This window comes from Desulfosporosinus sp. FKB (genome assembly GCF_002196705.1).
In the GTDB taxonomy this organism is placed as follows: Bacteria; Bacillota; Desulfitobacteriia; order Desulfitobacteriales; family Desulfitobacteriaceae; genus Desulfosporosinus.
Window position 1 is genome coordinate 118,191 of sequence record NZ_NADJ01000039.1, and the last position, 20,739, is coordinate 138,929.

Annotated in this window: 18 protein-coding genes; 8 read left to right on the forward strand and 10 right to left on the reverse strand. The window is 40.2% G+C overall.

What is annotated here, in order from left to right:
• Window positions 1-330: 330 nt before the first annotated feature.
• Window positions 331-1,002, reverse strand: a complete 672-nt coding sequence (locus B5Y67_RS19225; RefSeq protein ID WP_242976046.1) for a GNAT family N-acetyltransferase — start codon at window positions 1,000-1,002, stop codon at window positions 331-333.
• 249 nt (window positions 1,003-1,251) lie between these two features.
• On the opposite strand from B5Y67_RS19225, the gene B5Y67_RS19230 reads away from it, so the two are divergent.
• Window positions 1,252-3,111 (forward strand): ABC transporter ATP-binding protein, encoded by a 1,860-nt coding sequence (locus B5Y67_RS19230; RefSeq protein ID WP_088228033.1) that lies wholly within the window; start codon window positions 1,252-1,254, stop codon window positions 3,109-3,111.
• A gap of 64 nt (window positions 3,112-3,175) precedes the next feature.
• Here the strand turns inward: B5Y67_RS19230 and B5Y67_RS19235 are convergent, their stop codons facing one another.
• The gene (locus B5Y67_RS19235) at window positions 3,176-3,424 is read right to left on the reverse strand and encodes an aspartyl-phosphate phosphatase Spo0E family protein (RefSeq protein ID WP_088228034.1); all 249 of its coding nucleotides are present in this window, start codon (window positions 3,422-3,424) and stop codon (window positions 3,176-3,178) included.
• Window positions 3,425-3,466: 42 nt separating this feature from the next.
• Window positions 3,467-3,790: a response regulator gene (locus tag B5Y67_RS19240; protein ID WP_088228035.1), complete on the reverse strand. Its 324-nt coding sequence runs from the start codon at window positions 3,788-3,790 to the stop codon at window positions 3,467-3,469.
• A gap of 258 nt (window positions 3,791-4,048) precedes the next feature.
• On the opposite strand from B5Y67_RS19240, the gene B5Y67_RS19245 reads away from it, so the two are divergent.
• The 4 genes from B5Y67_RS19245 to citF all read left to right on the forward strand — a co-directional run bounded on the left by B5Y67_RS19245 (window position 4,049) and on the right by citF (window position 7,313).
• Window positions 4,049-4,432, forward strand: coding sequence for a nitrite reductase (locus tag B5Y67_RS19245; protein WP_088228036.1), 384 nt, complete (start codon window positions 4,049-4,051; stop codon window positions 4,430-4,432).
• Window positions 4,433-4,726: 294 nt separating this feature from the next.
• Window positions 4,727-4,999 carry a citrate lyase acyl carrier protein gene (citD, locus tag B5Y67_RS19250; RefSeq protein ID WP_088228037.1) on the forward strand — a complete coding sequence of 91 codons (273 nt, stop codon included), beginning with the start codon at window positions 4,727-4,729 and terminating at the stop codon, window positions 4,997-4,999.
• A gap of 43 nt (window positions 5,000-5,042) precedes the next feature.
• Complete coding sequence (locus tag B5Y67_RS19255; protein WP_088228038.1) at window positions 5,043-5,747, forward strand: aldolase/citrate lyase family protein; 705 nt, start codon at window positions 5,043-5,045, stop codon at window positions 5,745-5,747.
• A gap of 24 nt (window positions 5,748-5,771) precedes the next feature.
• Window positions 5,772-7,313 (forward strand): citrate lyase subunit alpha, encoded by a 1,542-nt coding sequence (gene citF / locus B5Y67_RS19260; protein ID WP_088228039.1) that lies wholly within the window; start codon window positions 5,772-5,774, stop codon window positions 7,311-7,313.
• A 753-nt stretch (window positions 7,314-8,066) separates the two neighbouring features.
• Here citF and B5Y67_RS19265 read toward each other — a convergent pair.
• Window positions 8,067-8,396: a hypothetical protein gene (locus B5Y67_RS19265; RefSeq protein ID WP_088228040.1), complete on the reverse strand. Its 330-nt coding sequence runs from the start codon at window positions 8,394-8,396 to the stop codon at window positions 8,067-8,069.
• Between the two features lie 480 nt (window positions 8,397-8,876).
• On the opposite strand from B5Y67_RS19265, the gene B5Y67_RS19270 reads away from it, so the two are divergent.
• The 3 genes from B5Y67_RS19270 to B5Y67_RS19280 all read left to right on the forward strand — a co-directional run bounded on the left by B5Y67_RS19270 (window position 8,877) and on the right by B5Y67_RS19280 (window position 12,459).
• A complete protein-coding gene (locus B5Y67_RS19270) occupies window positions 8,877-10,376 on the forward strand; it encodes an Lsa family ABC-F type ribosomal protection protein (RefSeq protein WP_088228041.1) in 1,500 nt (499 codons plus the stop codon).
• 232 nt (window positions 10,377-10,608) lie between these two features.
• Window positions 10,609-11,055, forward strand: a complete 447-nt coding sequence (locus B5Y67_RS19275) for a MarR family transcriptional regulator (protein ID WP_170932749.1) — start codon at window positions 10,609-10,611, stop codon at window positions 11,053-11,055.
• Window positions 11,056-11,109: 54 nt separating this feature from the next.
• Window positions 11,110-12,459, forward strand: a complete 1,350-nt coding sequence (locus tag B5Y67_RS19280; protein WP_088228043.1) for an MATE family efflux transporter — start codon at window positions 11,110-11,112, stop codon at window positions 12,457-12,459.
• A gap of 7 nt (window positions 12,460-12,466) precedes the next feature.
• Here the strand turns inward: B5Y67_RS19280 and B5Y67_RS19285 are convergent, their stop codons facing one another.
• The 6 genes from B5Y67_RS19285 to B5Y67_RS19305 all read right to left on the reverse strand — a co-directional run bounded on the left by B5Y67_RS19285 (window position 12,467) and on the right by B5Y67_RS19305 (window position 20,734).
• Window positions 12,467-12,760, reverse strand: coding sequence for a hypothetical protein (locus B5Y67_RS19285; protein ID WP_088228044.1), 294 nt, complete (start codon window positions 12,758-12,760; stop codon window positions 12,467-12,469).
• A 403-nt stretch (window positions 12,761-13,163) separates the two neighbouring features.
• Window positions 13,164-13,325, reverse strand: coding sequence for a hypothetical protein (locus B5Y67_RS25455; RefSeq protein ID WP_170932750.1), 162 nt, complete (start codon window positions 13,323-13,325; stop codon window positions 13,164-13,166).
• Between the two features lie 107 nt (window positions 13,326-13,432).
• Entirely contained in the window at window positions 13,433-14,722 is a 1,290-nt protein-coding gene (locus B5Y67_RS19290; RefSeq protein WP_242976047.1) for an MEDS domain-containing protein, read from the reverse strand.
• A gap of 419 nt (window positions 14,723-15,141) precedes the next feature.
• Entirely contained in the window at window positions 15,142-16,965 is a 1,824-nt protein-coding gene (gene glmS / locus B5Y67_RS19295) for a glutamine--fructose-6-phosphate transaminase (isomerizing) (RefSeq protein WP_088228045.1), read from the reverse strand.
• Between the two features lie 668 nt (window positions 16,966-17,633).
• Window positions 17,634-18,971: a phosphoglucosamine mutase gene (gene glmM / locus B5Y67_RS19300; RefSeq protein ID WP_088228046.1), complete on the reverse strand. Its 1,338-nt coding sequence runs from the start codon at window positions 18,969-18,971 to the stop codon at window positions 17,634-17,636.
• A gap of 161 nt (window positions 18,972-19,132) precedes the next feature.
• Window positions 19,133-20,734: an FAD-dependent protein gene (locus B5Y67_RS19305; protein WP_088228047.1), complete on the reverse strand. Its 1,602-nt coding sequence runs from the start codon at window positions 20,732-20,734 to the stop codon at window positions 19,133-19,135.
• Window positions 20,735-20,739: the final 5 nt, after the last annotated feature.

The window sequence follows — 20,739 nt, forward strand, 5'->3', positions numbered from 1 at the left end:
TCGTTCCTCCGTTAATAAAAGTAAACATCAAACATTATAGCAAAGATAGATCAAAAATAAGTGACGAATATTTGAAGAATTTGTGAAATATAAGATGCCAGTATTTAATTATCTGCCAAAATGGAAAACAATATGCCAATATTATTGAATATATCAGGCCTTAAAAAAACCTCAAAGGCTCACTACATGGTGTGCCTTTGTATTTAAAGTAAGTATGCAGATGTTTCATTATCTAAGTATTAAACAAACAAACCCGTTAAGCAAGCTATGTATATGGCTTAAATCTCATGGGTTTCAAACATAATAGTCAATTATCATGTCTTAATTAATCTAAAGCAAGCGAGAAAAGGAAATTGACGTCTCAGAGACTTCTTCCTTTTCCCACCCATCTTTTATGTAAAAACTTATAGCTCTTTGATTCCAAGGCAATGCCGATAATCCTACTTTTTTAAACCCCTGTTCTTTCATCTCTCTACAAAACTCAGCGGTTAATTCATTTGCAACGCCTAATCCTCGATAGCTTCTATCGACTGCCAGGGCCAATAGCCTCGGTTGTCGAGATAAGCAAATTTCCTGTTTCTCTCTGAAATCACTATCCCTCACTGAAAAGGAAAACAGCGCCTTCAGCGCCACATGTACGTGTCCAAGTCTCTTTGTGATATGCTTCCGAATAAAAGAATCCTTAAAGAATCTGGAAATAGTAAGGTAAACTAATGTCATAAAATTTTCTCGGTAAAACTCTCGAAAAGGGTTATCGGAGGTCGTAGCTAAAACCAAGCCGATTACCTCATTCTTATACTTTGCTACATATCCAGAATTTGCATCGGAATTAACGAATTCTGAAATAAAAAGCGTTAAAAATTTATGTCCCATATGCCCCAGAAAATGATTTTGAAAGGAACGTTTATATAATCGAGCGACTAAAGGTATATCCTGATTTTGCAGATGCATAACGTCTATATTACATTTACAATTATGATAATTAAGGCTATTATTTGGCACGTAAGCAAATACCTCTCTTTTGAGAATTTCCGATGATTCGTTTTATGATTCTTCTCAAATATAGATTAACTTACCCAGGATTGGAAAAATCAAAGGATATAATTTAAGCATAATTGATAAATTTTAAGATATTGTCAAGTCACTATAGGGTTTATATGAAGATCCCTTTAAGATTCTCAAATAAACTTCCAATATTGCCTCAATTTGTAAATGATAAATCGCTAAACGTTAAGAGAGGTGTTGTTTCCTATGAGTGTAGATTTTCGTGGTCTGGGGTTCGGCGCTGGTTCAGGTGGTACGGGCTCAGGAGGAAAACGCTGGCAGTTAAGAGAACTGGCAAAAAACGAGCATCTCGACTGGTCTATCATCAAACGAGTTCTAAAAGCATTTATTCCTTATTGGCCTAAAGCCATCCTCGTGACAATCATCATCTTTATTACCTCTATAGGTGGGGTTCTGCCTGCTTGGTTAACTCAAAAAATCATAGATGATGGTATCCAAAAAGGACAACTTCCCACCGTTATTATTTTAACCGTAGCGCTTATTGCGGCGGCAGTTGTCACAGGATTACTTGGAGTTTGGCAAAACTGGCTCAGCAATCAAATTGCTCAAAACGTTATGGCAGATTATCGCTTAGCTTTATTTCGCAACCTTCAGCGGCAAACGGTAAATTTCTTTGCATCCCGTCAGTCCGGAGATCTTGTGTCTCGGATCATCAATGATGTTACAGCAATTCAAAATGTCATTACTTCAACCTTAGTAGGATTTATCAGTAATCTCCTTACTATCGCAGTAACCTTGTTGTTGATGTTTAAAATGGATTGGCGGATGTCTGTATTGGCTATTATTGTTGTACCTGGCTTCGTTATTCCAACGCAAAAGGTCGGCAGAGTAAGGCAGAAAATTCAAGCAGAAATTCAGCAGTGGTTATCCGCGCTGACAGTTCAACTCAGTGAAGCCCTCGGAGTAAGCGGAGCACTTCTGATTAGGATATTTAACCGTGAACCAAGAGAAGAAACGAAATTTTGTCTCGCCAATGAAAAATTACGAGATTTGCAAATACGCCAGGGACTCATTGGCCGCTGGCTGTTCATGTGGTTAGGTATGTTTTCTTCAATAGGTCCTGCCTTGTTGTGGGGTTATGGAGGATGGTTAGTAATACATCATGAAATGAATCTTGGAGTCATTGTCGCCTTCACAACGTTATTATCTAAATTGTATGGACCACTGAGTCAGTTAGCCCAAATCCACGTTAATGTTCTCTCATCTGTTGCTTTATTCCGGAGAATTTATTCGATTTTGGATATTAAACCAGAAGTTCAAGACGGCCCAAGAACTATTCCGCCTAACAGCGTCAAGGGACGTCTTGAACTAAACGATGTTTCCTTCTCTTATCAGCACGAAACTAAGGACGACAGGGAAGCAAAGCTGGCTCTCTGCAACATTAACTTAACAGTAGAGCCCGGGCAAACCGTTGCCCTCGTTGGTCCAAGCGGAGCAGGGAAAACCACACTCTTAAATTTAATACCTCGGTTTAGCGATCCAGTATCAGGCTGTCTATTTCTAGATGGCATAGAATGTCAAAGCCTATCCCTGGAATCTTTAAGAGCGCAAATGGGGTTAGTACCCCAAGACCCTTTCTTTTTCCACGATTCGGTCTACAATAACCTCCTTCTCGCCAACGAAAAGGCCAGCCAAGAGGATATGGAAACAGCTTGCCAAGCGGCCCAAATTCATGATACCATTGCGGATTTACCTCAAGGTTATCATACTGTCGTCGGAGAACGGGGATATCGTCTCTCCGGGGGAGAACGACAGCGTTTAGCTATTGCAAGAGTATTGCTTCAAAGCCCTCGTATCGTTCTTTTAGATGAAGCAACGAGCGCCTTAGATACGGTTGTTGAACGAAAAATACAGGACGCTTTGGCCTTTTTATTAAAAGGAAGAACCGCAATCGTCATTGCCCACCGTCTCTCGACGATTCTTGCAGCTGACAAAATAATTGTTTTAGATAAAGGTGAGATAATCGCTTCAGGAACCCATCAGGAACTTGTCGAAAAAAGCCCTTTGTACAAAAGGCTTTATGAGACTCAATTTTCCCTCCCCTAAATTCTCCTATTTCTGGCAGCTTGATAAATCCCAATCCCTTGCCTCAAGTGAACTCGGATGGACTCTATCCCCACGTAAGCAACATATGGGAACTACGCCCACTTGCAGAAGTGAGAGTCATACAATTGGATAAATTATGATCGCTGTCATCAACCTTACGCTTTAGCAATCCCTTTCGAGAATTCAACTGTCGCCTCATATACTTTACAATTTCCACATCAAGTTCTTGACTAATAGTTAATACCTCATCTGAAGAACATTTTCCCCAAGCTGAATGGAGTTTGGACCTAAGGAGTTCAATTCTTTCTGTCATAACTAGTCCTCCCCCAGAATTTCTAACGTTTTTCCCTATCGATTATTCAGGAAAGTTTTCCATAATAAACCCAACCGCACCTAATGAAATGGCATCTTTGACCTGGTGTTCATTCCCCAAAGAAGTAATAATGATAATTCTGGCACCGTTATCTATTTCTTTAATCATTTTGATAGCCTTAAGCCCATCTAATTTGGGCATTATAATATCCATAGTTACAATATCAGGCTTTAGGTCATTATAAAGCTGTATAGCTGTCAGTCCATTATCAGCTTCACCTACAACTTCAAAGCCGCTGGTTTCTAAGAGGTTTTTAATAGAACGTCTCTTTAATGCCGAGTCGTCAACAATTAATGCTCTCTTCAATTACTTAACACCTCATGTTCTTCTGGTGAACAACATTTTAATTCCTTATAATCTATTGTAACAATTTATGAACTTGACGATAGTACACAAGGTCATTGATTTTAATGCCAAAAGCACTTACTACCTCATGCTGATAGCATTTATAATTTTAAGGTTAATGCTATATTTTAAATTTTCACAATAAACCGTAAAGTTCATTTTTAGATTATCTCGTTGTATAATATTTAATAAGATATACTTTTTAGAGGAGTTCATATTATGTCTTTTAACGACGATAAAAACAAGATGATTGAAACTTGCCAAGCCATCTTAGAATCTTGTGATAAGCCCTTTGTTTGGGAAGAAGAAGGTTCTTATAAATATGGCAACTTTAAAAAACCTTTTAATTTATTTTTTCCTCATCCGCAAATCGATGCAGAGTTACAAAAGTTGTTTGAGAAATTTTCTAATTCTTCTTATTTATACGATCAGATTAAATCCACCTGTACCCTCGAGTCTGAATGGTCTGAATCAGGAACATACGGTTTAGATAGGGATTTTACTTGTTACTTTAGCAAATTCGCTTTAAAGCCCAATTATGTCGAACAAATCAAAGCATATTTTAGTCAACGCCTCAACGAATTGCAGAAAGAATCTAACTAGAATGCATAAAACCTATTCTTATATTCTATTTTTCATTTAATAATTGGCATATAATTAAAAAATTTTTCTAATTAATGAGGTATTTGTCTTTATTATGTGAAACTCAGTTTCATATAATAAAACTTATAACATTAGATAACATGTCTCTTCTTAATAGCTGCAAATGCAAAACTCTTCTTTCCGCTTGATAATGTTATTACATTTGGGTATGTTAGGAGTTGATGGTTATTGTTAAATTAGAAGTATTTTGTCATGATTAAAATGCTCAAGATTATGTACGAGGAGGATTAAGCGATGAAAATTAATAAGACCGCGCAGGCTGGAGCTTTGGAATCCAGCGATGTACTTGTTACCGTTGAACCCAATCCCGATGGTGGGATTAAAGTTGAGCTCGAAACAAAACGCGTTATTCAGAAACAATTTGGCAAGCAAATCGAGAAAGTGATTCTTGAGACTGCACAACAAAGCGGCGCTGAAGATGTACTTATTAAAGCTCAGGACAAAGGCGCATTGGATTATACATTCAGGGCTAGGGTTCAAGCAGCGCTTCAAAGGGCTTCTCTTTAGCCTTTTATAGATGACTAAGATAATATGAAAAGGAGTATCAAGAATGAGCAAAAACAGGAGTATGCTTATTATTCCAGGAAATAGCCCTAAGGGGCTGCAAAACGCTCCGGTATTTTACCCGGATTTACTTGTCCTTGATCTGGCTGATGGTGTGCCGTTTGAAGATAAGGACAGCGCCCGCTTACTCGTTAAAGAAGCCATCGGTTTTATGGATTATGAAAATACCCAGGTCGTCGTAAGAATTAATTCCCTCCAATCAGGTTTCGGAGCTAAAGACATTGAGGTCATTACCCCAGTTCAACCCGTTGCTTTTGTTATTCCACAAGGAAGCGTAGAACAGCTTCAAGACATTGAAATCCTTTTAACAGAATCTGAAAAGAAGGCGGGACTAAAAGAAGGAAGTATTGGATTGATCCCAGTGGTTGATACCGTTAAGGCTTTAGAACAAATGTCTTCACTTCTTAACACTTCCCCCCGCATCAAAAGTGCCTTTTTTAATGCCGAAGGTCTTGCTCAAGAACTTGGAATCATTCGCAGTAAAGAAGGCGACGAGATCCTCTATGCCCGCAGTAAGTTTGCCATGGCTTGTCGAGTTGCCGGCATGAATAGTTTTGATACTTCCTTTATTGACAGCAACGATTATGAGGGCTTGGAGAAGGATTGTTTTAAAGCCCGCAATCTCGGCTTCACTGGTAAAGCTGCCATTGATGGCCGGCAAATTGATACAATTCATAAAATCTTTGTTTAATCAAATGGAAACGAGGGGTATCGCATGAAAAATAGTGTAGGACGTGAAATTCCAGAATATATTGAGGGCTATGGCCAAGTGAAACCCTTTGGCGGAGCTCTGGCTAATTACGGCGAACGCACTAAAACATCAGTTAAACTGCGTTCTGTTAAACCAGGTGATAACAAACTCGTAGAAACTATTGATGAAGTGCTCGATAAAGTCGGCATTCGTGATGGTATGACTGTTTCCTTCCATCATCATCTCCGCAATGGAGACTATGTCATTAATCTGGTTATGGAAGCTATCGCTAAGCGCGGAATTAAAGATATTACCGTTGCCGCAACCGGTATTTTCAAGATCCACGAACCACTTGTTGATTATATTAAGAGCGGAGTTATTACCGGAATTTCGGTAAACTATATTGCACCAGGTCCCGTTGCCACAGCTATCTCTAAAGGATTATTAAAAAAACCTGCAGTTCTCATGAGTCATGGCGGACGTCCTCGAGCTATCGAGAGCGGCGACTTGCATATTGACGTTGCTTTTATCGCCGCTCCAACAGCAGACTTTTACGGCAACATGAACGGAGTTCATGGAAAAGCGGCTTGCGGAACATTGGCTTATGCCGTTTCGGATGCACAATATGCTGATCACGTTGTTGCCGTTACGGATAATCTAGTCCCCTATCCGGCTTGCCCTATTGAAATCAGCCAAGATTACGTTGATTATGTTGTTAAAGTTGAATCAATCGGAGATCCAAATGGGATTGTTTCCGGAACTCTGACTGTAACCAAAGATCCCGTGGGTTTGCGTATTGCTAAACTTGCGGCCCAGGTTATTGAAGCAACAGGCTATATTAAAGAAGGAATGTCCTTCCAAACGGGAGCAGGCGGAACTTCCTTGGCAGTTGCGGCTGAAGTTCGAAGGTTTATGAAAGAAAAGAATGTCGTTGGCAGCTTTGCTGCCGGAGGTATCACCGGTTATATGGTTGATATGCTTAACGATGGGTTATTCCGTTCCCTTTTTGATGTCCAGTGTTTTGACTTAAAAGCTATTGCTTCAATGCGTGACAATCCTAAACACCAAAAAATGAGCGGTTCGCTTTACGGAAATCCCCATAATAGAGGTGCCGTCGTAAATAATCTTGATGTCATGATTTTAGGTGCCACCGAGATTGATACCGACTTTAATGTTAATGTTGTCACCGGTTCTGACGGAATCATTATTGGGGCTTCCGGCGGACATAATGATACTGCCGCAGGCTCAAAACTGGCTATCGTCGTTACGAACCTAACAAAAGGCCGTCTTCCGGTTGTTAAAGATCAGGTTACAACGGTCACCACTCCTGGAGAGACAATTGATGTTCTTGTGACAGAACGAGGGATAGCAGTTAACCCTGCCCGGCAAGATCTTATTGACAAACTTAAAGATACTGACCTGCCAATCGTCCCGATTGAAGTATTGAAAAATATCGCCGAACGTTTAACCGGCAAGCCAGAACCCATTAAATTTACCGATCAAGTCGTGGCTGTTGTTGAATATCGGGATGGAACGGTCATTGATGCCGTTCGAAAACCACTCTAAATCGTTAATCAGATTTATCTTGAGCAAAATGTTTGCATTTCAACCCACTTATAATTTATGCAATTTTATATTACCGTACCCGATTTACCGAGAACCCCATGTTTTAGCGGCATGGGGTTCTTAACTTCACCCCCAAGCCAGCTGCCTCCACCAACTATATGTAAGCACAAATCCAGGATAAATGTCTGATTAAAAACAAAATGGCCATCACCTTCTTCAAGTGACAGCCTGATTAAACCCATGTTTTGATTCTGTAGAAGTCATCCATGACTAGTTTTTAAATGTTGTGGTTTAATTGCATAATCCCTTTTTCCCGGTAATCTTCGAACCAGTTTAAAAATCTGATAACACGAAGTAACGGTTACAACCGCACATGAGCCAAGAAATACACACAGCATAATCATTGAAATCCATGCTAACATATTAACGCCCCCTTTAAACTGTTTTGTTTAATCTAAAAACTTGTTCACAGAATGATAACCATACGCTGTTTGATTATTAGTCAATCTATTAGAACATTTTTGAGATAGTAATTACAATCACAAATCATTAGGCTAATAAACCTCATCTTATTTTTCCCCTGGCCTTACGTTTATAGTTCACTTCCTTCTCATTTTTTCTTGTGCTAATAATAACATTCTCAAGCTTATATGTCTATAGGTAATCGCTATTTTGCTGATTAGAATTGTTAATAGCAAATCTTATGTCGATACCTAATCACGCTTCATCATTTCATGAATCTCCCTGAGAGTTTTATCTTCTATAAATCATAACGTCTTCATTAATAAGACTAAAACCGCGGTCTAACCAAAACTTTTTAGCCCGTAAGTTTTTGGGCTTAAGAATTATATCAATTTTAGGTGGAAAGCCTTCAAGAAAGAAACAGATAAATGAACTTCCCAACCCTCTGCCTCTGGGATAAACAATAAAATGAATAATCTTAAAAACCGATTCCTTGTAATTAAAGCGAAATTGTATTTTCTCTAAAGGGTTTTTATATGTATAGATATATTCATTGCTATATTGATCAATAAGTCTCTTTTCGAGCTCCATGCTATTATAGTTCTCCAGATATTTTAACATCTAAACACCCCTCAGAACTATCTTTTAAATTTGGATCTAAAAATAGTCTAGCATGTATCGCTTAAAATATTAGCTGCAATGAGTACTGAAAACGAATGAATTTTTTGATTTTTTTGTCTTATATTGTCGCTATTTTGCATATCAAGCTATCTATTGCAATCAGCTATTATCGTTAAACAAACAGAATTTGATAAAGCCTTATTGCTTTTAATAGAGATAAAGAGTAATATTAAAGAAGTAACAGAAGATTGGAGTTGAAAAGATGCGTAATTTTTCTTGCTAAACTATTAAGCATGATGAAATAAGTATGGTTACCTATTACCGCTTGTTTTGTTGTGCATATGCAAGAAAGTTACTATCTCTTTTCACTCAAATAATACCTCCCTGCCACACCTATATAGGTTTGGTTTTGTTGTGTATTTGCGAGCTGCAAGAATTAACTTTCTTGCAGCTCTTAATTTTTCACAGGAGGATAAAACCATGTCGCTAATAAATGTTGCAAATCTAACCTTTGCCTATGATGGCAGTTATGATAATGTCTTTGAAAATGTCAGCTTTCAGATTAACACAGATTGGAAACTGGGCTTTACGGGCAGAAACGGCAGAGGGAAGACAACATTTCTCCATTTATTGCTCGGCAACTATAAATACAGCGGTCATATTTCTGCCAATATCAGTTTTGAATATTTTCCGTTCAATGTAGAGGCTAAGGAAAATAAAACTCTCGATGTTATTAACGACCTTTTCCCAGATTATATTCACTGGGAGTTAATACGTGAACTCTCTCAGCTCAACGTTTCTGAGAAAGTTTTGTATCGTCCTTTCGATACATTGTCAAACGGAGAACAAACGAAAGTGCTGCTCGCAACGTTGTTTCTTAAAGAAAATAGTTTTCTATTAATTGATGAACCCACTAATCATCTTGATATGGCAGCCAGAAAATTGGTTAGTGACTATCTCAAGACCAAACGGGGGTTTATTCTCGTCTCACATGACAGGGCTTTTCTAGATAACTGCATCGACCATATTCTTTCGATTAATAAGACTAATTTAGAAATCCAAAAAGGTAATTTTTCCTCTTGGTGGAAAAATAAACAAAGACAAGATAGCTTTGAGCTTGCCGAAAATGAGAAGCTGAAAAAAGACATTGATCGCTTGAACGATTCTGCCAAGCGAACGAACAACTGGTCCGATGAAGTGGAAAAAACTAAAAAAGGAACCAGGAATTCTGGAAGCAAGCCCGATAAAGGGTACATTGGCCACAAGGCGGCCAAAATGATGAAACGCTCTAAGTCAATGGAAAAGAGACAACAAGCGGCCATTGATGAAAAGTCTATGCTTCTCAAAAATCTTGAAGACTCCGACAGCCTTAAGATTTCACCTCTGGCTTATCATAATGAACGATTCGCTGAACTCGAAAATGTTTCCATTTATTACGATGAAAAGGCGGTTTGCGAAGCTATAAGCTTTACCATTGAGCAAGGGGATCGGATTGCCCTTATTGGTAAAAACGGCTCAGGAAAATCAAGCCTTTTAAAACTGATTTGCGGTGAGTCTATAAACTATACAGGTAATTTCCGAAAAGGAAGCCAACTTGTAATATCCTATGTTTCGCAGGACACCTCACATCTTCAAGGTAGTTTAAAGGACTTTGCTCAAGACAACGGAATTGATGAAAGCCTTTTTAAAACAATTTTAAGAAAGCTTGGTTTCGCCAGAGTTCAATTTGAAAAGAATATCGAAACATTTAGCGGTGGCCAGAAGAAAAAGGTACTGATTGCCCAAAGTTTATGCGAAAAAGCTCATCTCTATATTTGGGATGAACCACTCAACTATATTGATGTAATTTCTCGGATACAAATCGAAGAGTTATTGCTTGAATACCAGCCGACTATTTTATTTGTTGAACATGATAGGTCATTCAGCGAGAACCTTGCAACAAAGTTTGTTAAATGTTTGGATACCTGTAGATCCCACTAAGATTGTTTACTCAAAATCCATTTCGGGCTGAAATCTCCCTTCCTATGCTGGAGATACCGCCGCAGGCAAAGCGTCCAAAACTATTGATTACAATGGCTTTGGACGCTCTTTTTCGTTAGTTTTACCTTCAAGTAACCAAACAAATTGACATCTTAGGTTTTTCGACATATAATTACTTAGAATTCTAATCAAATTAGTCCTACATTATTTTCTTAAGCAAGAAGGGATAAGATTGGCTAAACACAGAGAGGATAGAATCTATGAATTTTACCTCAGAAATATTGTTCACGCTATCAAACAACTGCAAGATTCAAAATTGACTCCTTATAATATTACAAATCAGCAGGCCCGATTATTAGGTGACATTTATGAACAACTACAAAAGGAAAAACAATTATGTCAAAAAGATCTTGAACACACTATGAATTTGCGAGGATCTTCCATTACTAGTTTATTGCAGGGGTTAGAGAGAAAAGGATTTATCTCCAGAAATTCGGGAGAAGATGATGGACGAACGAAACAACTGCAAATTACCGAAAAAGGAACAAAGTTAATCAAAGAAATGGCAGAAGTTTTTCAGAATGTAGAATCTTTACTACTTCAGGGAATGACTGAAGACGAGAAGGAAACCTATAAAAAACTGCTAAAAATCTCTTATCAAAACTTCAAGATGAGATAATTTTTTTCAATGATTACTTAGAATTCTAATTAATTATAAGGAAGTGACATGACCATGAATCAAATAGAATCAAACACCTATTATTTTGAAGGCTCCCCCATCTGGAGGGCTATTGTTCATATGTCCTTACCCATGATTCTCGGAATGTCCCTAAATATAATTTACAACATCGTTGATGCATTTTTTATTGGAGAACTTCATCATACTGCCATGATGTCTGCGGTTACTTTGGCGTTGCCCTTTACAACCATTCTTATGGCAATTGGCAACTTATTTGGAACAGGAGGAGGAACATTTATATCGCGCCTTTTGGGAGAAAAAAAAGCAGACGAGGCTAAAATTGTTTCGTCTGTAACCTTATACTTTTGTTTGTTAACCGGACTATTATTGATGATTCTATGCATCCCGCTGCTTCACCCCATTTTGGAGATCCTGGGGGCAAAGAAGGATACCCTGCTATTTACTCAAGGGTATATTCTCGTCTTCATTATAGGGAGTCCTATTGTTATTGCAAACTTTGCCTTGGAGCAAGTTGTACGTGCCGAAGGCGCTTCCACCGCTTCCATGAATGGAATGGGAATGAGTGTTATCGTGAATATTATTTTAGATCCAATTCTTATTTTCACTTGTCACCTAAATATTGTCGGAGCGGCGATAGGAACTATCCTAGGCAACCTTTGTGCTGTGATTTACTATATTCTTTATCTTCAAAGGAAAAGTCCGTCTCTCACAGCTTCAATTAAACTATTCAAACCTAGTTTAACGATAACAAAAGAACTATTTAAAGTTGGATTATCAGCTTTATTAATGGATGCCTTTTTAATTATATCTGGATTGTTACTCAATAACTTTTCAGCATATTACGGGGATTATGCGGTTGCCGGTTTTGGTATTTCCCAACGAATTGTACAACTTTCTGACTTCATTGGGATGGGCTTATTTATGGGCGTAGTACCACTCATTGCTTATGCCTATACAGCCAAAAATATAGACCGAATGATGAAAATCATTAAGTCTACTGCAACCTATATTATAGTTCTGATTACTTTAATCTCCCTAACATTGCTGACATTCCGTACCCAAGTTATCCGGTTGTTCAGCAGTGACTTAGAGGTCATCCGCGTTGGAACTTTAATTTTAACAGCAATGTTAATATCATCATTATTCACCAGCATTTCAGGATTATTTACAGGGGTTTTTCAAGGGCTTGGACGAGAAAAAGAAGCTACAATCATGTCGGTAGCACAAGGGCTAATCTTAATATCCGTCATGATAACTGGAAACATTTTTTGGGGTTTGCATGGCGTAATATGGTCTCTTACAATATCTGAAATCATAGCTAGTTTCATCGGATTGACACTCTGGATTCATCTAAAACAAGCTGCTTTACTACAAAACATTTGAATACCTTCTACTGGCTCTCTGTATGGGCGACAAAATTCCACATTACGCCAAACTTATCAAAAACAACACCGTGGCAAGGGCTGAAAAAAGTTTTCTGAAGAGGTATACCCACTTTCCCTTCTTCTGCTAATACAGAAAAAGCTTGCTTTACTTCATCAATACTGCCTTCTACAGCTATAGATACCCTTTCAGAGAGGGCATCGTTCAACTCACCCATACAATCGGACAGACGCATAAAATTATCGTCAAAGGGTATTGTTGCCTGTATGATCCAGTCCTTTTGGTTGTCAGGAATCAACATGGGGTTGTCCGGACTTTGCGGAAGCGGATAAAGAATTTGGGCAATTTGCGCTGAGCCGGAACGATCAGGGATTAACGGAAGAAGGACAGTTTTAGCTGTCCCCTTTCGGTTTCTTCATGTTCCAAAATGATTCTTTTCCTACCCTTTTCCTTTCGCTTTTCCTTTACGTGGCCCAGCCCCTTTACTTTGCCCTTTTCCAGGTCCATTTCCCGTGTCTTGATCATTATTGTTACCCATAAGCCAAAGTCCTCCTTTACTAAACTTATGAACTCTTCACTAGGGTAACCTTAAATATAAGAAAGATGTCTGGATAGTAATGGTTATTCATTACAATATGGCAAGCCCTTTGAACAGTTCTTAGCCAAGAAAAGAACATCAGTAACTAAACCTCGAAACGTTGATACTAAATCAGACCGAGCACTATTCGTGTCTGCAATTCCATACTCCACCAAAGATAACCGATTTCTGGTGAAGTTGGCATAATATTAGACACGTTATGTTGAAAGGCTCCATAAGAAACCTGTTCTTGTTGGGTTGATGGCTGATTGAATTCTTGTACGATCATTATTTTTACCTCCTTTTGAATATAGTAGTCTCTTTACTAGCTTATCCTTCAAAAGGTTTTTTATGGTCTATTTCCTTCTTAAAAAATATTGCGTCCTAACCCCGCTCTCATGCACTTATTGCATTTCTATTCGCTAAGGTACCCTTCTTCCGGAAACGCACATAGAATGTTGTTCCGTTCGATCCGGACTTGAAATCAATAGTTGCGTTATTCCGTTCAGCGATATTATAGCAAACTGCCAGCCCTAGGCCAGTCCCTTGATCTTTAGTCGTAAAGAAAGGATTGCCAATCTTTTCGTACAAGTCTTCCTTTATTCCTTCACCTTGGTCAGTTATAGCTAAAACCGTAACTTCTCCATCTATATATGTTTTTATAGTAAGTTTTCCCCCCGACTGCATTGCTTCAAGTCCGTTACGAGCTAAGTTGAGAACTAATTGTCGAATATCATTAGCATCAATTAACAAATCTTCTACTCCGCCCAGCTCCAAAGTTACATACATATCCTCCTTAAGAGCATCTGCTTCTATTAAGGGAAATAAGACCTGGAGTATATTATTTATAGATTCCAATTTGAGAGATTTGTCTTTAATTCTTGCTAAGGAAAGATATTCTGAAATTATACTATTAGCTCTTTCCAACTCACCTATCATCAAGGAAAAGTAATCATGATAGGGCACGAGCTCCTTCTTGCTTTGAAGCAATTGCAAAAACCCTTTAACTGAGGTCATAGGGTTTCTAATTTCATGTGCAATACTAGCTGCCATCTTTCCAACCAGGTCAATACGTTCAAATCGAGTGATACTGTTAATATTATCCTTGTTGTACTGGCTTTTGATAAAAGAAAATTGATGATTATTTACAATATCAAATACTTCATGGATTCCACACTGGTCCAGTTGATATGTACACATTGCAATCATTTTAAGACTTCCGATAAGTTCCTCAACTTTTTTTTCATAATCCATGAACGTCTTAAAGTATCTTTTTTTAAGCCAGCTTGTATTCCCACTTATCCTTAAGCCTGCATACCCACGCTCCACTGAACTCTTCACTTTTTCAACCCAAGAATTTAATACTAACTCACTATCAAAGGTTCCATATTTCAAATACCACTCTTTGTACGGTATTATTTCAATTTGATTATTTTCCTGGTAAGTGTCAAAATCAGGCATTGATTCACGTAAAACCTTTTCCGCTTCGTTTGCTGATATAGGTTCGGAAACTACCCACAGGCAATACTCATTATTTTCTAATCCAACCTTAAAATATGGTACCAGTAAATTCTCTAAGTCCTCTTTGGTCTGATAAAATCCGCAAACATGTGTACCCCATGGTATTTCCGACAAAAAATCTATACCCGTTTTTCTTAAATTTCGAAAAATTTTTGCTTGCTGCATTGTGGCCTCCAATTGCTAAAATTTACGCAAATAGTGAATAAAATCATTTTATAATAATATTATTTTAAATTCAAAATAAAACTTTCGACTTTAAAAAACATTTTTCTTAAATATACTATCAAATATACTATCAAATATACTATTTAGGATTTAAATTTAGTTCTGCGAATGATATCTTATGTTTTATCCTCGCATATAAAACCTCTTTCTATCCTTATCCGAGTCTCTGTCCGATTGTTTCTCTATTATTTTTTATGCTTTCTTTTAAAGAAAAAATCACCTCATCAATAATTTAATGAATAGAGGTGATTTCAAACATTTTTATTCGAATTTTCCAGTTTATTTTTATATTAAACAAAACTTTTATTAAAACTTACAAACTATATTTCAAAATGACATTTTTCATTTAATCTAACATTCTACTCCACCGTCACGCTCTTGGCCAAATTTCTTGGCTTATCGACGTCGCAGCCTCTGGCCACAGAGACATAATAAGCCAATAGTTGGAGTGGAATAACTGTAAGAATCGGAGCAAGTTCATCTCTTGTCTCAGGAATATAGATGACATGATCGACTGACTTAGCTAAACTGGTATTGCCTTTGTAAGTCATTCCAAAAACTTTGGCATCACGGGCTTTTACTTCTTTAATATTGGAAACGGTTTTATCAAATATCTCTCGTTGAGTTGCCAGAGCAAGGACAGGGGTTTGTTCTGTGACGAGGGCCAACGTACCATGTTTCAATTCCCCTGCTGCATAGGCTTCAGCGTGAATATAGGAAATCTCCTTCATCTTCAGAGCACCCTCCATAGCCACCGCCCAGTCTAAGGAACGGCCCAGGAAAAACGCATCCTCAACACCGACAAACGATTTGGCTAGTTCACGAATACCGCTTTCTTGATCAAGAATTTCCTGGACTTGAGCAGGGATATTTTTTAAATCCTGAATAATTTCCCCGATCTTGTTTGTAGGCATGGTTCCTTTAACTTGAGCAAGGTATAATCCAAGCAGTACCATCCCTTCTAATTGAGTTGTATAAGCCTTTGTTGAGGCTACTGCGATTTCAGGACCGGCCCAAGTAAAGATTACATCATGAGCCTCCCTGGACACTGTGCTGCCTACGACATTGGTGATAGCAATTACACGTGCGCCCCGGTTTTTAGCCTCCCGTAAAGCTGCTAAAGTATCTGCTGTCTCGCCGGACTGACTCACAACCACCACAAGGGTATGTTCGTCCATTAATGGAGACCGATAGCGAAACTCTGACGCAATATCTACCTCCACTGGAAGATGTGCCCAGCGTTCAATCAAAGTCTTGCCGACTAACCCGGCATGCCAGGCTGTTCCACAAGCAACAATATAAACTTTATGAATCTGAGCGAGCTCTTCCGAGGTCAAATCCACTTCCTGAAGAACCACTTTTTCCTCTTCCAGACGTCCCAGCATCGTATCTCTCAAGGCCCTAGGCTGCTCATGAATTTCTTTAAGCATGAAGTGCTCATAGCCGCCTTTTTCCGCTGCTACAGCATCCCACTTAACATGCATGACTTCTTTGACGCGAGGATTTCCTGCAAAATCAGTAACTTTTACCCCGGTTTCTTGGATAACAACCATTTCACCATCATCTAGAATATAGACTTGGCGGGTATGGTTAAGGATAGCAGTAATATCGCTCGCTACAAAAAATTCTCCTTTACCAAGCCCAACGACCATCGGGCTGTCCTTACGGGCCGCCACCAGCTTATCCGACTCTTTGCGGCTGAGTACGACCATAGCAAAGGAGCCGCGAATAATCGCTAAAACCTTGCGAACGGCTGCTTCCAGGTCCCCTTGATAAAAATCTTCAACAAGGTGTGCTAAAACTTCAGTATCCGTTTCGGAGGCAAATAAGTGCCCTTTTTCAATCAATTGATCTTTTAATTCCAGATAATTCTCAATGATCCCATTATGGACAACAGCAAAATCCTGCCCGCAATCCCCATGAGGATGAGCATTAACTTGGGAAGGACGGCCGTGAGTTGCCCAGCGAGTATGGCCAATACCTATACAGGACTGAGAATAATTTTCTCCTATTTCTTTCTCCAAAGCGACCAACTTGCCAACGCTTTTGGACACAGAAATCCCTTGGGCATCCAGTACGGCTACCCCAGCTGAATCATACCCGCGATATTCTAATTTCTTCAAGCCTTCTACCAGAATAGGAATAGCGACTTGCTTTCCTACATATCCAACGATACCACACATTTTATTTTTCTCCCCTCAATCTCATCATTATGACATTGTGACATTATGACTTCTTAAAATCGTTTTTTAATACGAGAAAAAGCCGCCCCACCCCGGACGACTTCGTTGTTTCAGCTTTTAGGCATTGAAAGTCAAGGGGTCCAAATAGGCATACTAACCCCTTCTCTTGTTCACTCACCCTTTGTCCCGGAAATTGCTCTCTGGTTTTATGTAAGCGTAACGGTGACAAGCCACCGAGAGGGACCCGCCGAATGATTCGATAACCCTCTTCCTCGTCGACCTCAAACGTAATAATAGATAAGGTCCTGGCGCTTAAACGTCTCTGAAACAACGCAATTCAATTTTACCCCATCAATCAGTAAACATAGAAATTCCTAACTTCTTTCCTTAAAGGCATCACCCCTTTCAAAAGGCAAGCTTGATAACGACCGAATCATTTATCCAGTTTTTAAGGCCCCCACTTCTATAAGTGGGGGTGGGTCCTTCGAGTTCACTCCACTAAGTAAAAGGTCCATGTGCCGGACAGATACGTATGTTTTATCACAAAGTTCGATCCGGAAGGTCTCATAATAGATGCTGCCAAAACCATTCTATGCTTCAGAACTCATACCTGTTCCATCACATGAACCAATTATACGCTAAACTAAACAAGTTATTCAATGGTATCTTTATGCATCACACTTAATAATCATATCGATAACGCTTTGGGCTAAATGCGTCAATTTTTCCTGATCCGGTCCTTCAACCATCACTCGAATCAAAGGTTCCGTTCCCGAAGGACGTACCAGAACGCGGCCTCGCCCGCCCAGTAACTCTTCGGCTTCCCTCACTTTGGCAAGAACTCGCTCATCGGACATTAGCCGTTCTTTATTGCTTACCCGAGCGTTAAGGAGCACCTGAGGCAGTCTCTGCATTTGTTTAGCCAACTGTGAAAGGGGAGTTTGCCGGTCTTTAACCACCGACAGCAAATGAAGAGCAGTCAGCAATCCATCACCAGTGGTATTTTGATCTAAGAAAATGATATGGCCGGACTGTTCTCCGCCTAATTTTGCTCCCGTCCTCAGTAATTCCTCCATGACATAACGATCTCCAACTTGGGTCTCGTAAACGGTAATCCCGGCTTCTTTAAGGGCTAAACGCAGCCCCAGATTGCTCATGACTGTTACAACTACGGCGTTTTCCGCTAAGGTTCCTTTTTCTTTCTGGGACAAAGCACAAATCACCATAATGAAGTCCCCATCCAGGACATTTCCATGCTCATCGACAGCAATCAAGCGATCGGCATCTCCATCATTGGCCAGACCCAGATCAGCCCCATGTTCCAAAACGGCCCGCTGCAGCTCTTCAGGATGGGTCGACCCGCAGCCTGCATTGATATTTATCCCGTCCGGAGTATGGAAAATCGGAATGACTTCTACGCCAAATTCCTGCAGCGCCGCAGGTCCTATACAGGCTGCTGCGCCGTTTGCACAGTCTAAAACAACTTTGAGACCATCGAGGCGCCCTACGGACTGCTTAAGAAAGTTTATGTACCGTTCTCCGGCATCCTTAACCTCAATCACCCGTCCGACTTCCCCGCCGATGGGGGTATCCCACGGTTTATCGTCATTTACAACAATACGTTCAATCTCATCTTCAATGGCATCGGGTAATTTAAATCCGGTGGAATCAAAAAATTTTATACCATTATCTTGAACAGGGTTATGGGATGCTGAAATTACCACACCTGCACTAACGTCTAAGGTTCGTGTTAAGTAAGCAATCGCAGGTGTCGGCAAGACGCCTACCTTTAAAACATCCGCTCCAACAGAGCAGATTCCTGCGATTAAGGCAGCTTCAAGCATATCCCCTGAAATCCGGGTATCCTTGCCTATCACGATTCGAGGGTGTGGATGCTCCTTGCTCAAAACATACGCACCTGCTTGCCCAAGTTGAAAAGCAAGGTTTGGTGTCAGCTGGCTGTTAGCCACGCCGCGCACCCCATCGGTTCCAAAGAGTCGACCCAAATCCTTTCTCTCCCTTTCATCACTATTTTAAACTCGATAGAACTTTACGTGAACATTATCTAATTATAACCATATGGACGAGATGTTCAACTTCTTTTTTGACATGTCGTAATTAAGGTTTTGCATGGAAAGGAATACTTTAATCGTCTAACACTCCTATTTTACTCCATCAGCGCATAATGTGCCATAAGGTGCTCGGCCATTCTTAAGCCGTCTACCGCCGCACTTGTGATGCCGCCGGCGTAACCGGCGCCTTCTCCCGCCGGATAAAGTCCTGCCAGGTTTAAAGCTTCTCCTTGCTCATTACGCACGATGCGAAGAGGGGAACTTGTCCTCGTTTCGATTCCTGTCAAAGTCGCTAAAGGCCCTGTAAATCCATGAATTTTGCGATTAAAATCCTGCAAAGCCCTGCCAAGCACCTCCCCAATTTCCTGAGGAAGGACATTATGCAGATCACAAGCCTTAATACCCGGCAGATAACTGGCAGGCAAGTCAAAATCATCTGATACCCGGCCCTCTAAAAAATCCCGAACTCGCTGTGCCGGGGCATGATAGCTGCCTCCTCCGGCAGCGAAAGCTTTACCTTCCCAAGTTCGCTGAAACTCCAGGCCGGCCAAAGGATGCGATGTCGCAAAATCATCAGTGCCTATAGTTACGACAATAGCACTATTGGCTACGTTGGTATCCCGCGCATATTCGCTCATGCCATTAGTAACGACGCCGCCTTCTTCCGAAGCAGCGGCAACAACCTTTCCTCCCGGACACATGCAAAAAGCATAGGCCCCCCGCCCAGTCCCTGCGTCCTTATAAGTCAACTGATAATCCGCCGGGCCAACCAAAGGATGTTCCTCAACAGCATACTGGGCTAAATTAATCAACGTTTGAGGGTGTTCGACACGCAAACCTATAGCAAACCCTTTTCTCTCCAGAGTAATGTTTTGCCCATAAAGGAATCTATAAACATCCCGAGCACTATGCCCTACGGCCAAAACAACTGCCTCGGCAGGGATTTCTTCCTGACAGTTTACCATGATACTTTGCAGGTGACCACCTGATGATTTTAAAGTTGTCACTTTAGCCCGAAATCGAACTTCGCCGCCAAGGGAAATAATTTCTTGCCGAATCCCCTTCACCACGTTTTTTAGAATATCTGTACCGATATGCGGTTTCGCCAGAAAGAGGATCTCGGAGGGTGCACCGTGCTTAACGAAGGTTTCTAATACTTCAGTGATACGACGATCTTGGATACGAGTTGTCAGTTTCCCATCGGAGAACGTACCCGCCCCTCCTTCGCCAAATTGAACATTACTCTCTGTGTCCAGCTTCCCCGTCTGCCAAAATTGCTGAACTTTTCGCGTCCGCTCGTCCACCGAATCTCCCCGTTCCAGCACTAAAGGCCGATACCCTTTACGGGCTAAGGCCAAGGCTGCAAAATATCCGGCCGGGCCCGAACCGACCACGACGGGGCGATGCCCTAACTTTTTCAAGGGTTTTGACCAGACTACAGGGACTTCCGACGGGGCTTCTTTAAGCCCCGGAATCCTTGTTATAAGGCGATATCCTTCTTTTTTAGGGATTTCCAGCGAAAACTGAACGGTATAATCGAAAACCAGATTAGGCTTCTTGCGAGCATCTAAGGAACGGCGCAAGAAACGAAGTCCCTGAATCATTGCTTCAGGGACCTTTAACTTTCGAGCCATGACAGTTCTTAATAAGCCATCATCCTCGACAGGAATTCTCAAACTTGTCCATATTAAATCCACGTTTA